The organism is Azospirillum oleiclasticum (assembly GCF_013423485.1).
GTDB classification, from domain to species: Bacteria; Pseudomonadota; Alphaproteobacteria; order Azospirillales; family Azospirillaceae; genus Azospirillum; species Azospirillum oleiclasticum.
In genome coordinates, this window is the sequence record NZ_JABFFR010000041.1 from 1 (window position 1) to 14,861 (window position 14,861).

8 protein-coding genes are annotated in these 14,861 nt (G+C 70.3%); 2 read left to right on the forward strand and 6 right to left on the reverse strand.

The window, feature by feature from the left end:
- The coding region (locus HL658_RS30385; RefSeq protein ID WP_180283593.1) for a PfkB family carbohydrate kinase at positions 1-732 on the reverse strand (732 nt) is incomplete at its 3' end.
- A 183-nt stretch (positions 733-915) separates the two neighbouring features.
- Between HL658_RS30385 and HL658_RS30390 the strand changes: the two genes are divergently transcribed.
- Positions 916-1,707 carry a DeoR/GlpR family DNA-binding transcription regulator gene (locus tag HL658_RS30390; RefSeq protein ID WP_180283594.1) on the forward strand — a complete coding sequence of 264 codons (792 nt, stop codon included), beginning with the start codon at positions 916-918 and terminating at the stop codon, positions 1,705-1,707.
- 41 nt (positions 1,708-1,748) lie between these two features.
- On the forward strand, positions 1,749-2,597 hold the full coding sequence (locus tag HL658_RS30395) for a DUF4351 domain-containing protein (protein WP_180283595.1): 849 nt from the start codon (positions 1,749-1,751) through the stop codon (positions 2,595-2,597).
- A 386-nt stretch (positions 2,598-2,983) separates the two neighbouring features.
- Here HL658_RS30395 and HL658_RS30400 read toward each other — a convergent pair whose 3' ends face one another.
- The 5 genes from HL658_RS30400 to HL658_RS30420 form a co-directional block, all read right to left on the reverse strand.
- A complete protein-coding gene (locus HL658_RS30400; RefSeq protein WP_180283596.1) occupies positions 2,984-6,391 on the reverse strand; it encodes a DUF499 domain-containing protein in 3,408 nt (1,135 codons plus the stop codon).
- Between the two features lie 15 nt (positions 6,392-6,406).
- Positions 6,407-6,889, reverse strand: a complete 483-nt coding sequence (locus tag HL658_RS30405) for a hypothetical protein (protein ID WP_180283597.1) — start codon at positions 6,887-6,889, stop codon at positions 6,407-6,409.
- A complete protein-coding gene (locus tag HL658_RS30410; protein WP_180283598.1) occupies positions 6,886-8,235 on the reverse strand; it encodes a DUF3696 domain-containing protein in 1,350 nt (449 codons plus the stop codon). Before HL658_RS30410 ends, HL658_RS30405 begins: the two co-directional genes overlap by 4 nt.
- 92 nt (positions 8,236-8,327) lie before the next feature.
- Positions 8,328-11,192, reverse strand: coding sequence for a DUF1156 domain-containing protein (locus HL658_RS30415; protein WP_180283599.1), 2,865 nt, complete (start codon positions 11,190-11,192; stop codon positions 8,328-8,330).
- Between the two features lie 91 nt (positions 11,193-11,283).
- Positions 11,284-14,790, reverse strand: a complete 3,507-nt coding sequence (locus HL658_RS30420) for a protein NO VEIN domain-containing protein (protein WP_180283600.1) — start codon at positions 14,788-14,790, stop codon at positions 11,284-11,286.
- Between the last annotated feature and the right edge of the window lie 71 nt (positions 14,791-14,861).

The window sequence follows — 14,861 nt, forward strand, 5'->3', positions numbered from 1 at the left end:
CGGCAGCGCCCGCACCCGCCACAGCCGCCCGCCGTCGGCCGCGACCGCCCCCTGTCCGCCCAGCGTCATCACGCAGGCGGTGCCGAGATCGGCCGCCAGCCGGTGGCACAGGGCCAGACCGTCGCCGCCGGTTCCCGCAGCACCCCCCACCAGCGCGGCGCCCTCCAGCTCGTTGACCACCAGCACATCGACGCTGTTCGCCACCGCCGTGGCGAGATGCACCGCCGCATCGGCGTCCAGCGCCGGGGCGGGGGCGAGGTTGAGCAGCGCGCGGGCGCCGGCCGCCCTGGCCCGCCGCAGCAGCGCCAGCGTCTCCGCCAAGGGCACCTCCATCTGCGCCACCACGGTGACGCCGGGGCGCAGCGTCGCGTCGGCCACGTCCTCGGCGCGCAGCTCCAGGTTGGCGCCGCTGGCCACGGTTATGCAGTTCTCGGCACGGTCGTCCACCGCGATGGTGGCGATGCCGGTGGGGTTGGCCCCCGCCGTCACGCCGGCGGCATCGACGCCGTTGTCCGTCAGGTTGGCGCGCAGCCGCTGGCCGAACCCGTCGTCGCCGACCCGCCCGACCATGGCGGTGGCGGCCCCGGCGCGCGCCGCGGCCACCGCCTGGTTGTTGCCCTTGCCACCCGGCAGGGTGCGGTAGGACGGGCACAGCACCGTCTCTCCCGGCCGCGGCAGGCTCGGCACCCGCATGATCAGGTCCATGTTCAGCGATCCGAACACCAGGATCACGGGCGTCTCCTTCTCCACTGTCCTTGCCGGATTTGGTAGCGCGTTTCGCCCCCGCCCGCCATGGCCTGCCGTGGCGTCGGCGGAGAAATCGTTCTGCCGGCCAACGATCGGTGCTGTTCCCGCCGCGCCACTTCGTTAGGATGCCGCCGGCTTCCAACCCCCGAGCGAGAGACCGGCAGCACCATGGACCTGACGACGCCCCGGCAGACCGAGATCCTGGCGCTGGCGCGGTCGAGCGGGCGGGTCACGGTGGACGATCTCGCCGCCCGCTTCGCCGTCACCCCCCAGACCATCCGCAAGGACCTGAACGACCTGTGCGACCGCCGCCTGCTCCAGCGCGTGCATGGCGGGGCGGTGGTCGGCTCGGGCACCGAGAATCTGGGCTACGAGGCGCGCCGCATGATGGCGCGGGAGGAGAAGCGCCGCATCGGCGCCCGCGCGGCGGAGCTGATCCCCGACAACTCCTCGCTCTTCATCAACATCGGCACGACGACGGAGGAGGTGGCGCGCTGCCTGCTCGGCCGCAGCGGGCTGGTGGTGGTCACCAACAACATCAACGTCGCCAACCTCCTGCACGCCGAGCCGGGGATCGAGGTGATCGTCGCCGGCGGTGTGGTGCGCCGCTCCGACGGCGGCATCGTGGGCGAGGCGACGGCCGACTTCTTCCGCCAGTTCAAGGTCGACCACGCGGTGATCGGCGCGTCCGCCATCGACGGCGACGGCGCGCTGCTCGACTTCGACTACCGCGAGGTGCGGGTGTCGCAGGCGATCATCGCCAACGCCCGCCACGTCATCCTGGTCGCCGACCGCAGCAAGTTCGACCGCACGGCCCCCGTGCGCATCGGCCACATGAGCCAGATCCACACCTTCGTCACCGACGGGCTGCCGTCCGACGCGGTGGCGACCCTGTGCCGCGAGGCCGGCATCCGGGTGGAGCAGGTGCAGGGCGACCCCGTCGATGGCGAGGCGACCTGACGCGGGACGTTTCCGCGCCCTGTCCGCTATCCTTCCCTCCCATGAAGCTCGACATCACGCTGCGCAGCCTCGCCGGCACCGGCTCCCCCGCGCTGATCCGCCAGATCGCGGGCGCCGGAGCCGTGGCCGACCTGCCGACCGAGTTTCCCAACGTCCGCGACCGCCGCGTGGATACGCTGGTGCGGCTGGAGGACGGGCGCATCCTGCACCTGGAATGGCAGTCGGTGCCGGACGCCGCGATGCCGCGCCGCATGCTCTGGTACTGGCTGCTGATCACCGAGGCCCATCCCGGCGTTCCCCTGGAGCAGGTGGTCGTCCAGATCGGCAACGCCCCGCGCGTCCCCGACCGGCTGGACACGGACACCCTGTCCTTCCGCTACCGCGTCATCGACAGCCGCGACCTCGACCCGGCGCCGCTGCTCGACAGCCCGGCGGTCGAGGACAACATCCTTGCCATCCTGTCCGGCCGGGATCACCTTACGGCCAGGATCGCCGCCATCCTCGCCCGCATCGCCCCGCTGGAGGAGCGCGAGCGCCGCGACGCCCTGACGAGGCTCATGGTGTTGGCGGGGTCCCGCGGATTCATCCATCTGGTTCTGGAGGAGGTCAAGGACATGCCGATCCACATCGACGTCAGTCAGGACCCCTACCTCAGCGAGCTCGCCCGCCGGAACTGGGTCCAGGGGAAGGCCGAAGGCAGGGTCGAGGGGAAGGCCGAGGGTGAAGCCCTCATCCTGATCCGTCTGGTCGAGCGGCGGTTCGGTCCGCTGGCACCGGAACTGCGCGAGCGCGTCCTGTCCGCGGAGCCGGCTATGGTGGAGGGCTGGGCCGACCGGCTTTTCGACGCCGACAGCCTGGACGCCCTGTTCGCCAACGGCTCCGGCAACTGAGCCTCCGCAGTCCCCCGATCACAGGATCATCGTGTTTCCGTCCGCTTCCGTACCCGCCCACCGCCTCAGCGTCGCCCCGATGATGGACTGGTAAATTTATCGAGTGAAATCAGATCATTATATGGCGTCGTGTGCAGTTTCTGCGCAGGTTCGTTCTTGTTCTCCCTCCTCTTCGTTCCTTCGCTGTAGGAGCAGGAGACCGTCAGGCGCGCGTCAGAGCCACACTCCTGTTCGCCGAAAGACGCGTGGGCATGGCGGGTCGATCCTCAGGCTCATATCGCCTTGGATTCGCGAGACGAAAATGCGCGTGACGGAAACCGGGTGATTGGAAGCGGCCTATCGGGTTCGGACTCGTCGGAGAACCTTCGATGCTCCCCGGCTTGGCACTACTCCTCTTCGAACCGTCCCGAATCCACGGAGAATCCTAGGTCGCGGAGATTGTCGCGCACGATGCTCATCACGTCGCCGGGGAAGCCATGCGGGGCGTCGGCGTGGATTTCCAGGGTGATCCGGATCCGTGCGCCGTCCGGCCGTGCCAATTCGGACACCACGCCCTGGGCGACCTGGGGGACCTTGGCGACCCAGCGGACCGGGTCGAGATCGAGCGAGGCGAAGAAGCGGGTCTTCGCCTTGTCCGCAACGACGGCGTCCGTCGCCGCGATGGTTCCGTTCGGCGGCTTGGCCAGGGGCGCGGCGGTGCCGGGCGTCGCGGCGAACGACGGGGCGGCGAACGACGGGGCGGTGAGCGGCTGGGCGGGGGAGGGCACCAGCGTCTCGGCGAGCCCGCGGCGGAGCAGCACGCTGTCGGCGTCGAACGAGACGGTGATGGCCGGCCGGAACGTGACATCCCGGTAGCCGGCTCCGCTCCCGTCGAGGCGGGCGAGGGCGAACAGGGACTCCTCGCCGGTCAGCGCGACGCCGGCGTTGATCGCCTCGGCGAGAACGGCACGGTCGCGCAGCCGGGGAAGATAGACGTACTCGGCGAACCAGGAGGCCACCTGCGCCACGGACAGGTGCGGTGCATCCTCGGGCCACAGTCGGCGCAGGAGGCCGGTCAGGTTCTTGGCGCCGAGCTTCTCCTGAATGGCCTCGCCCTTGAACTTCTCGAACGCGGCGACGTGGAGCGGCTGGTCGCCCGGCCGGACGGCCACATGCTCCAGCTCGAAGGGCTTCCGGTCCGCCCCCGCGTCGAGATCCTTGTGGGGATAGAACCCGTGGATCCAGGCCGAGCGCACGGCCTTCTGGGCGCCCAGCGCGCCGTTGCGGTCCTTTTCCTTGGCGTCGCGTTCCTGCGTCGCGGTCAGGGGCAGGACGTTGTCCTGCGCGTCCCGGACGATGCCGCGCCACGCCAGGGCCTTGCGGACGGCCGAGCGCGCCGTCTCCAGGGCGCCGATGTCCGGTGCCAGGAACACCAACGTGTTCCGGCGCAGCCGCTGGGTCTGCCCCCGGCGGAGCAGCGTGTCCTCGACCATCCGCGTCGCCGCGCTGTCGGCCGCACCCCGTCCGGCGTGGGGGTGGGCGGGACCGAGGATCACGAGGCCCAGCTCGGGCGTGTCGTCCACCTCCGCCGGATCGTCCGGCGCGGCGTGGACGCGGGCGAAGGCGCGGCGGGGTTTGCCGTCCTCCCGCAACAGGCGGACGATCTCCGCGTCCACCTCGTCGACGGACAGGGCGCGCGCCCGGTCCTCGGCCAGCTTGTTGACGGTGGGTTGCGGCGACAGCCAATAGCGGCCGGAGTCCTCGTACAGGAAGGCCGCCCGTTCCGCGTATTCCCGCAGCGCGTTGCCGAACACGTCGAGCTGGTCGCCGGGCATGGCGCAGGCAAGGCGGATGCTCGGCCCGGTGATGCCCTTCGTCGCCTGCTGGGCGGTGGGCACCGAACAGATGAACAGGGCGCGCGCGACACGGGTGGCGGCGCGTGCGCGGGCGATGTTTCGGGTGGGATTCGCCTCCATCTGGGCCGGCAGCGCACCGTTGCCGTCCACCTCTCGGTCGATCACCGCGCCGTAGCTGGGGTCGAGCGGCTCCATCAGCGTCGCCCGCACCCGGTCGTTGCGGATGGGGACATGGGCGGGCAGGATCAACGGATCCTGCCGTTCCTCGTCCCACAGGGTGGTGACCACCTTGGCCAGCAGCTTCAGCACGCCGCGGGTCCGGTGGAACTTCTGGAAGCCCGACCAGTCCTTGGCAAGCCGCGACAGCAGCTCCGGGTGGAAGGGATAGCAGCGCCGCAACTCCTCCAGATAGGCCGGCTCCGACACGCGCGGTGGGAACTCGCCGCGGTTGCGGCGGTAGAGGTCGTGGAACGCCTTGATCGTCTGCTCGCGCGCCTTCTCGCTGCGTGGATCCAGGGCGGCGAAGAGACGGTGGGTGACGATCACCATGGTCTCGTCACCCGAGGCCGGCAGCAGCGGCGACTGGATGCGGCCGAAGATCTTCTCCAGACGGATCAGGGTCTCCAGCCCCTTTTCGGCGCCGGCCTCCTCCTTCGTCTCGGGAAGCGAGGCGACCACGGCCACGCCGGGCACCCGCGCCGCGGCCTCCGTCAACTCCTGACAGAAGGAGAGGTGGGATTCGTAGCGCGGACCCGTCAGTTGCCGGACATAGGCCGTCACCTCGTCCAGCAGGATCAGGCAGGGCGCGGCGCGGCGCATCACCTCCTCCAGCGTGACCGAGCCGGGGCTGCTGCCGGCGGCCTCCGCCTCGGCCACGATGGCCAGTCCCTCCTCCCTCAGGAGCTGCCAGGCGAGGCTTCCCCAGACGGTGCGGACGGTGTGCCCGCCCTCGCGCACCAGCGGCACGTCGGGGCCGCGGTCGGTGCCGACGAAGACGGCGACCCGCGCCGGCTTCCAGTCCCACTGTCCTTTCGAGGCCGTGCGCACCACCTCGCTCAGGACCGGAAGCTCGGCCGGCGCCGTCAGCCCGGCCATGTGGTAGAGGGCGAGCAGGCTGTGCGTCTTGCCGCCGCCGAAGCCGGTCTGCAGCCCGATGACCGGCTCTCCGCCGGCCCCGGTCAGCCGCTCGTAGACGCTGCGCAACGCGCGCAGCAGGCCGTTGGTCGGCAGCGTCATCTGGAAGAAGGCGCGGGCGGTGGCGTACTCCTCCGCCGCCGAACCGGCGATCACGGCGGTCAGGTTGGCGGCGAACTCCGCGTCGGTGAAGCGGTTCTCCAGCACGTCCACCCGCGGGAAGGCCACGGTGCGCCAGGGTTCCAGACGCACCGATCCGTCCGTATCGGATGCCTCCAGCGTCATCGCCGCCTGGCGGGAGCCGCGGTGCGGCCCCTCCTCGAACCCCGCCGGTCGGTCCGTCTCCGCCGTCTCCGCCGGCGGAGCGGCGGGCTGCGGTGCCGCGGCCGCCTCGGGAGCGGCCGCCGGCCCGGCGGTGCGCTCGGCCTCCCACAGGGCCTTCAGGCGCGCGACCTCGTCCGGGGCCTTCACGGCGCGGGCGAGTTCCAGATAGGCGTCGATGTAGCGCAGGGCGTCCCGCACCTCGACCGGGCGGGCGGCGTGGGCGACCGCGTTCCGCCCGTCCCGCGCGCCATAGGCGAAGACCCGCGCCTGGAGCGGCAGGTGGTCCTTGAACACCTCGTTCCAGTTCTGGATCAGGGTCAGCAGCAGGCCGTAGAGGTCGAGATCGCCCTTGGGGTCGCCGCCCTTGGCGCGGCTGGCGTACATCCGCCAACCGCGCCCGAACTTCGCCTCCATGTGCCGCCCCACGAAGGGGGCGAGCGCCTTGGCGAGCACGAACTCGGCCTCGGCTAGCCGCTTGCGGGTCTCGATCTCGTTGGACATGCCGTTCCCTTGTCTTCAGCGGCCCTTGCCCGGAACCCGGCCGCACAGAAATACCACGTCGATTCCGTTGCGCTTCAAGGCAACGTCATGATCCCACCAGTCGCTGTCCACGGCATTCAGGACCGGCGCACCGGACTTCATGGCGACCGTGGCGCAGACCCGGTCGCTCGGGTCGAACGACGCAAGGGCCGGATCCTTCGGGAAGTCGATCACATGGCCGTCCGGGTCGCACGGTGCGTCGACCTGCCGGACCCGCCTCGGGTTGGCGAAATTCCGCGGCACGTGCTGGTAGAACTGGTCGCCCACCCCGGGCTGACCGTCCTGGTTGAGGTGGGTGCGGTATTCCTTGAGCATATGACGGCCGCTGTCCAGCACGGCGACGCCATTGCGCACCATCTCCGTCAGGGCCTTGATGCACGCCTTGCGGCATTCGGGGCTGTAGATCCCGTCCCGGCCGTTCGCGACGATCGGCACGTTGGTATCGACGGCGCCCTTCATGACCGGCTGATCCGGTCCAGGCGGGCCAATTCCGCCGCGGCGGTTTCACCGAAGGCGTCGCCGAAGAAGTTGTCGGGCCAATTCTCGATCTCGCCCAGTTCGTTCAGCCGGAGCGGTTCCGCGTAGGAGGCACCGCGTTGCGCCGAAATGAAATAGAGCTTCGCGTCTTCGGCCGAGGCCGCGGCTTCGGCGATCCGGCGCTGGAGGCGCAGCAGGAGGTGTTCGCTGTGGGTCTCGACGATCACCTGGATGCCCCGGTGCTTCGTCACATACAGGATGAGATCGGCCAACACGCCCTGCGCGCGCGGATGCAGGTGCAGTTCCGGTTGCTCGATCAGAACGGTGCTGCCCTTGTCGACGTAGTAGAGAAGCACGATGACCGGCAACACCTGCGACAAGCCGAAGCCCACATCGGTCAGCGCGACCTCGGCGGCGCCAGCCGACGTGGTGAGCTTGACGCCCCAGTAATTGGCGCCCGGTGCGATTTCCTCCACCGTGAAGCTGTCCACCAGACCCATGTCCTTCAGCCAGTGGGCGATCACCGACTGGAAGGGCTGATATCGTCCGCGGGGCCTGATTTGACGCCGGTCGTCTTCGAGAGTGGCGGCCAGGATCGCCTCGATGGCACGCTCGCCCATCTGGCCCACATCGGAAGGGCGCGTTCTCGACCATGGGTAGTCGCGGCGCGGGTGCATCCGCAATGGACCGAGATAGTACAAATATCTGAATTGCTCTTCGAACGCCCATACAAGATCGCTCAGGAATCCGGCGTTCTGGTAGTATCCCTTGATCTGGTCCGGATAAGCGTATGATTTTTCCGGACCGGCCAGGTCGCCCTTCCGTCCACGGGTTCTTTTGAATTGAAAAGGCTTCACATTTTCCGCGGTCAACTCGAACCCTGACGCGCCGTCGCGGGGGCACAGCCGGAACGACGCGCCGCCCAGCGTGTAGCCGAGTTCGCGGGCTTTCGGCGCGGTGTTCTCGCTGTCGACCCGGCTCGACACGCTCAGCCGGTCGCCCGTCGCGAAAGGCTTCTGGTCGGCGCTTTCGGGGTCGACCAGTTCCAGGTCCTCCCAATAGCGGAAGTCGAGCGTCCACTCGAAGGGACGAGTCTCGTCATGACCATGCAGCAGATCGCGCATGGTGCCGAGGTTCGCGTAGGCGCCGTCGAGAGCCAGGGCGATGTTGCGGTCCGACGACTCCACCGTCTGTTTGAGCAGCAGCAGGAACTGCTGGATCGTCGACTTGCCGGCGCTGTTCGGGCCGAAGAGCACGGTGACGGGGCCGAGCTCCAGGTCCAGTTCCCGGAAAGCCTTGAAGTTCCTCAGCCTCAGTCGCGTCAACATGCGGTCATCCCTTGAGTCGTCTTCGCGGGACGGTGGAGTGCCGATCTCGGGCGAGCCGGCGCGAAGCTTGTACCACTTTTCTGGCGACGGCTCTACAGCAGCACCCCCTGCGCGGGTGCCGCCGGTGCGGTGGCGGCCGCGAGGTCCAGGGCGCGGGATTCGATGGTGGGCCATTCTGTGGACAGGCGGTTCCAGACCAGGGCCTCGGCGGCGTCCTTGCGGTCGCGCTCGGCGATCTGGAACAGGCGGAAGACCAGCGCGATCACCTCGCCGGCCTGCGCGGTCATGCCGGCCAGCAGGCGGGCGGCGGCGTCGATGCCGCCGTCCTCCGCCACCAGTGTGCGGGCGAGGTGCTGGGCGCCCTCCCACACGGCGAAGGCGCGGTCGCTTTCCGAGCGCCAGTCGGCCGTCAGTTCGGCCCGGCGGACCAGCCGGGCCTTGCCCAGCGCGGTGTCGAAGACGCCGGTGCGCTTCAGCGCGTCCACCGAGGTGCCCTTGGCGTTCGCCAGCATGATCAGGGTGCCCGAGGGCTGCTCGCCCCAGCCGTACTCCCGGAACCAGGTGATGGCGACCTGGGTGGGGGCGTCGTATTGGGCGGGGTCGTCCTCCAGCTCCTCGATCAGGTTGTTGATCAGGGCGAGCGCCGTGCGCACCGGCATCGGCGTGTCGTCGGGCTCCAGCACGCGGGCGTAGCGGGAGAACACCCCCATGCCGGGGCCGATCGCCGCCTGCTGGAAGTCCACCGCCCGGATGCCGGCCTCGCGGATCTTCGCCAGCGCGTCCGGCATCTCCCGCTTCAGCGCGCGCAGGAACTCCGCCCGAGTCGACACCCCCGCCCCCTCCGGCCGCTTGCGGCAGACCAGGACGACGGAGGAGGCCAGGGCGTTGATCGTCTTTTTCAGATTGCCGATCAACTCCGTCCGAACCGGCCAAGTACCGTCGAATATCAATCCAGCATCGATTCCAGCCTGAAGGAATGATGCCCAGCCCGTAGAGGAAATGCCATCCTGGCCGGATTCCGATTGCTTAAATGCGTAGAACAGCGTCAAAGGTGAATTGTCTACGGAAGTCCGGCGCATTTCGCTCATGGCCTTCGCCATGCCTTCCAGGAAGAATTGCTCCGCTCTGTCCCGCTTGCCGGAATGCCGGAACGGCGCAGCAATGAGTTCTTCGGTTTTTGGAGTCAGCAGTCGGCGGCAGAGTTCGGACTGGACGCCGGCCAAGGTGCGCCGGAGCCATGGATAAAAATAATCGGAAAGTTCAGCATAACTGATGTTGTCGTAGTAGGGCGGATCGGTCGCAATAATAACGGTTGACGAACCGACCGAACTATCGGTGGCATCTCCCTGCCATACCATGCCGCGAGTGTTTGCGGCAGGGGCGGCTTGAACCACCGTCCGCATGTAGTCGATCTGCCCCATGAAGTTTCCGCTCGAATCGGAGAACGGATTTCCTTCGCAGAAATCCCATGTCATGGCTAGTGCTTGGCGTCCAAACACTTGCTGGATGTTGCCTGCGCCGGTGTCCCAAAAATTCAGCGTTGAGGAGCGATTGGTCAGGCGACTTACCCCCAAGCCCAAGTAAGTCGCCACCGCATCCGCGTATTCCCCATCGCCGGAGCCGTCCTCCGCCACCCGCTCCCGCGCCGTGGCGACAAGGTCGGAGAAGGTGGTGAGGGCGACGATCTGGCGGTCGGTGAACAGGTGGCCCCAGCTGCTGAGGCCGTAGGCCGAGCAGACGCCGCCGGTGATCATGGCGCGGGTGGGGGTGGCGCCGGACAGGAATCCGGCGCGCGCCTCGGCGACGCGCGGCTCGTCGGCCGCCCGCAGCGCCGCCTCCTCCATCGCCGCCGTGGGCGCCCGGTAGACCCGCTGGCGGTCGCCTTCGGCGACCACGGCCATCAGGCGGACGCCGAGCCGGCCGGCCTTCCCCTCCTGCTGGATGTAGGGGCGTTCCACCGGCGATCCGGAGAGCAGGCAGACGAAGGCCTGCGCCTTGGCACTCTTGGTTCCCTTCTTCAGCCGCGCCTCGTCCTCGGCCGGCAGGGGGCCGGTGCGCACCTCGAAGCGGTAGCCATCGGGTTCCTCGGCGTCGAGGACCGGCTCGACCCAGGACTTGCGGTTGTCCTTGGTGGACAGCATGAAGCTCGACACCAGGGGCACCATGGCGCCCCTTGCGGCGGGGTCGGGGCTGCGCACCGTGCGCGCCCACAGCCACGCGATCACCGTCGCCTCGCGCCCGTCGGGCAGGGTGGCCCGGGGGTAGAGGTGGCCGATGCGCCGCTCCGCCTCGTCGCGCATCCAGCGGCCGTAATACCGCACGTCCTCGGCCAGCCCCTCCGCGCCGCGGCCGTTCCAGGCGGCCCCGGCGGCGAGCCGCGCCCGCGCCCCCGGGTTCACCGGCGGGCGGCCGGCGAAGCGCGGCGGGATCTCCACCAGCGCCTTGCCGATCAGCACGGCCACCGGGTTGAGGTCGGAGCCGTAGGCGCGCAGGCCCAGCCGCTGCGCCTCCAGCGGGATGGACCCGCCGCCGCTGAACGGGTCGTAGACCGGCGGGGCCTTCGTCTGAAGATAGGCGAGCACGGCGGCGCGGTCGTCCTCCGGCGGCGGCTCCTCCCCCAGGCCCCAGGCGACCGAGCGCGCGATGTGCCAGCGCGCCCGGCCCAGGACCGTCTCGTCCGCCGACGCCTCCCACGGCACCATGGCGGCGATCACGTCGTGCAGCCGCTTGCGCTCCGCCTCCACCGCGTCCGGCGTGGGGAACCGGTCGGGCCAGGAGGAGGGGTCGTCCACGAGTTGCGCGAACAGCACCGCCCGGCACGCGGCCAGCGGCCGGCGCGCCCACCACAGGTGCAGCGTGCTGGGATGCCCGTGCCGGATCGACTTCTCCCGCGCGCTCGCCGCGTTGATCGCCTCCAGCGGGATCGAGACTTCGATGAGCTTCTTGCGCGCGGTCATGGGATGCCCGGTGGGAGGTGTCGCCGAGCCGGACTGGATAGCCGATCCCGCCGGCCGGGTCACGCGCGGCGTGGGGGCGGACGGGGGATGGTCAGTCCGGCGGTCCCGCCAGCGCCAGCACCTCGGCCAGCTTGAAGATCCGCGCCGTCTCCCGGAAGCCGGGCTCGGCGCCGAACAGCGTGCGCACGTCGCGGACATAGGCCGGTTCGCGCGCGAATCCGTGGTCGACCAGCACCACCGCCAGGACATAGGCGTGCGGCGCGTTCAGCCCCACCAGCATCTCGTTGCGGGTGACGATCACCGCGTCGCCGTCGGCGCGGCGGCCCTTCACCTCGATGAACAGGCGGCGGCCGGTGCGCGGGGCGACGCTTTCGATGTCGTAGCCGACCTTGCGGGCGGACACGTCCTCCGGCCGCCGCCCCAGGCACCGCTCGGCGGCCATCACCGCGTCCATGGCGGCGCGCTCCACTTCCACCGTCTCTTCCGCGAACACCATGGCCGGGACGTCGCCGGCCTCCGCCGGACCCGCGCGGCGGCGCGCCAGAAGGCCGGCGGGAACCACCAGCGCGACGCCCCGCATCTCCGGGGCCAGGGGGACGATCTCGCGCTCCCGCCCCAGCCGGGCCAGCCTCCGTTCCAGGCGGTCGGCCAGATGCCCGGCCCGGCGCCGCGCGACCTCGGCGTTCAGCTTGCGGGCCCTCCCCTCGCGCTCGTCCTCGGCCAGCTTGTGGGCGCGGTCGTCCCAGATGGCGATCTCGCGCATCAGGCGGCTCTTCACCTCCGCCTCGGTGCGGGAGACCAGCCGGAGACGGCGGTCGCGCACCGGCTCCAGGTGTCCGGGCACCAGATGCTCCACCGCGAATGCGACCGCCCGCTCCTCCAGCGCGCGGCCGAGCCAGGGTGCGGCGAGCAGATCGGCCACCGCCGCGCGCTCGGCGCCGTCGGCGGGGCGCAGGTCCAGATGGGGGGCGGGGCCGCCGTCCCGCGCCTGTCCGGCGGCGTCCAGCAGCACGAACTGGAGCCTCTCGGACACCGGGCGGGGCAGCCCGTTGCGGGTGGTCGTCCCGTCGCGGATCGCGTGGGCCAGGATGACCAGGGCGTGGGGCCTCTCCCCCTCGTCGCCGTCGTCCACCAGCACCGCGCCCCGCCGCAGCACCTCCCCGTGGCGACCAAGGACGTACTCCACGGCGGCGTCCAGCAGCGGGTGGCCCGGCGCCAGCAGCGCCGCCTGCGGCGGACCCGCGGCGTGCGTCTTGTCGAAGGCGACGCGGGCGTAACGCGGCAGGACGGGATCCCGGCGTCCCGCAGGCGCCTCGCGGTCGCGCAGCGGTGCCGGCACGTGCGTCACCTCGAACCGGCCGGGTTCGCGCTGGCGCAGGCTTCCACCCGCCGTCTGGAACGCCTCCTCGAAGAAGGCGCGGATGAAGCGCGGTTGCAGGCGGCGCGCCTCGGCCCGTTCCATCTCCGCGCGCACGGTGGCGACGTCGGCCGCCGTCATCGCCTCCGGCGCCAGCCGGCGTTGGGCCACCAGGGCCAGGATGCGGTCGTGGTCGACGGCGCTGTCCACCCGCGTGAACAGCCGCGCGCGCGTCTCCTCCCGCTCGCCGTAGCGGATCGCCTCGACCAGCAGATCCCGCAGCGCGCGCGACTCCAGCAGCTCGCCCAGCACGTCGTAGACCTTGCCGCCGAGCGCCCGGCGCGCCTCCTCGATCTTGTGGAGCAGGCGGGCGAGCACCGCGCCCTCGCGGGTTTCCGCCGCCACGAGGTTCCACAGGTGGCAGACCTCCGTCTGGCCGATGCGGTGGATGCGGCCGAATCGCTGCTCCAGCCGGTTCGGATTCCAGGGAAGGTCGTAGTTCACCATCAGGTGCGCGCCGCGTTGCAGGTTCACGCCCTCGCCCGCGGCGTCGTTGGCGAGCAGGACCCGCACCGCCGGGTCGTCGTTGAAGGCCGCGATGACGGCGCGGCGGCGATCGCGGGGAACGCCGCCGTGCAGTTCCACCACAGCCTCGGGGTCGCCCAGCATGGTGCGGATGCGGTCGGCCAGCCACACCAGCGTGTCCCTGGGTTCGGTGAAGATCAGAAGCTTGCGGCGGGCGCCGGTGCGGGGATCCTGGAGCAGCGGATCGTCCAGGATGGCGGCCAGCTCCCGCCACTTGGTGTCCTCCCCCGACCGGCGCAGGGCCAGGGCCTGCTGTTCCAGCGCCGTGAGGGTGGCGACCTCGGCCTCCAGCTCGGCGATGGTGCGCGCGGCGGTCGCCTGATCGACGATGGCATCCTCCGCCGCCTCCAGCTCGTCGCCGGGGGCCTCGTCCAGCTCGTCCTCGCCGGCCGGAAAGGCCGGCATCGGCGGGAGCGGGCCGTCCGGTCGGCGCTCACGCTCGTCGCCCAGTCGCTGGACAAGGCGGTCCCGGCGGCGGCGCAGCGATTCGTGGATCGCCGCCGGGGAGGACGCCAGACGCCGCTGAAGGATCTGGAGGGCGAAGCCGACGCTCTGGCGGCGCGTGCCGTCGCCCGCGATGGCGTCGGCGCGGTTCATCTCGTCGCGCACATAGGCAGTGACCGCCTCGTACAGGGCGGACTCGGCGGCCGACAGGGCGTAGCTCACGGTGTAGGCGCGCCGTTCGGGAAACAACGGCGTGCCGTCGAAGCGGACAAGCTCCTCCTTCGTCATCCGGCGCAGCAGGTCCGACACCTCGGCGCGACGGGCGCCCTCGCGGACGCGGCCCTCGAAGCGATCCTCGTCGAGCAGCGAGAGGAAGAGCTGGAAATCCTCCTCCTTCCCGTTGTGTGGCGTGGCGGTCATCAGAAGAAGATTGCGGCAACGCCGGCCGAGCAGCCGCCCGAGCTGATAGCGGCGGGTGTACTTGACCTCGCCGCCGAAATAGCTGGCGGCCATGCGGTGCGCTTCGTCCACGATGACGAGGTCCCACTCGGGCGCCGCCTCGACGCGCGCCTGCAGGTCGTCCGACCTGGCCAGCATGTCGAGCCGGACGATGGCACGGTCGTGCTCCAGGAAGGGATTGCCCGAGGCCGACGTCTCGACCGACCCGCGGCTCAGGATGTCGAAACGCAGGTCGAACTTGTCCGCCAGCTCGTCCTGCCACTGCTCGACCAGACTACCGGGCGCGACGACCAGGCAGCGCTCGAGGTCGCCGCGGATCAGCAGCTCCTTGATGAACAGCCCGGCCATCACCGTCTTGCCGGCACCCGGATCGTCGGCGAGGAGGAAGCGGAGCGGCTGGCGCGGCAACAGCTCGCCATAAACCGCCGTCAACTGGTGCGGAAGAGGCTCGATGCGCGCGGTGTGCACGGCCAGGAACGGGTCGAACAGATGGGCCAGGCGGATGCGCCATGCCTCCGCCGCGAGCCGGAAGAGGCCGCCGTCCGCGTCGAAGGCCGGCACATCCTGTGGCGTCGCCCTGGCAAGCGACGGCTCGTCGGAACGGTAGACGAGCCGATGGCCGGGAATCCCGTCACGGCGGTACACGACGTCGGCCGCCGTCGCCCCGATCCAGCGCACGGCCAGCACCTCGACCGGATCCGATCCGGCCAGGCCGCGGAGGTGGGTTCCGGGTGCGAGGTCTTCGAGCTTCATGGCCGGAACAATCGCCTACGCGTCGGGGATGCGCAATCCGATCTGCGGATTCCGTGCCGCGGCATGATCCA

What these genes read in the sequence shown, in the direction of transcription:
- HL658_RS30390 (WP_180283594.1), top strand. Translation starts at nt 916, where the DNA reads ATGGACCTGACGACGCCCCGGCAGACCGAGATCCTGGCGCTGGCGCGG.
- HL658_RS30395 (WP_180283595.1), top strand. Translation starts at nt 1,749, where the DNA reads ATGAAGCTCGACATCACGCTGCGCAGCCTCGCCGGCACCGGCTCCCCC.
- HL658_RS30400 (WP_180283596.1), bottom strand. Translation starts at nt 6,391, where the DNA reads ATGTCCAACGAGATCGAGACCCGCAAGCGGCTAGCCGAGGCCGAGTTC.
- HL658_RS30405 (WP_180283597.1), bottom strand. Translation starts at nt 6,889, where the DNA reads ATGAAGGGCGCCGTCGATACCAACGTGCCGATCGTCGCGAACGGCCGG.
- HL658_RS30410 (WP_180283598.1), bottom strand. Translation starts at nt 8,235, where the DNA reads ATGTTGACGCGACTGAGGCTGAGGAACTTCAAGGCTTTCCGGGAACTG.
- HL658_RS30415 (WP_180283599.1), bottom strand. Translation starts at nt 11,192, where the DNA reads ATGACCGCGCGCAAGAAGCTCATCGAAGTCTCGATCCCGCTGGAGGCG.
- HL658_RS30420 (WP_180283600.1), bottom strand. Translation starts at nt 14,790, where the DNA reads ATGAAGCTCGAAGACCTCGCACCCGGAACCCACCTCCGCGGCCTGGCC.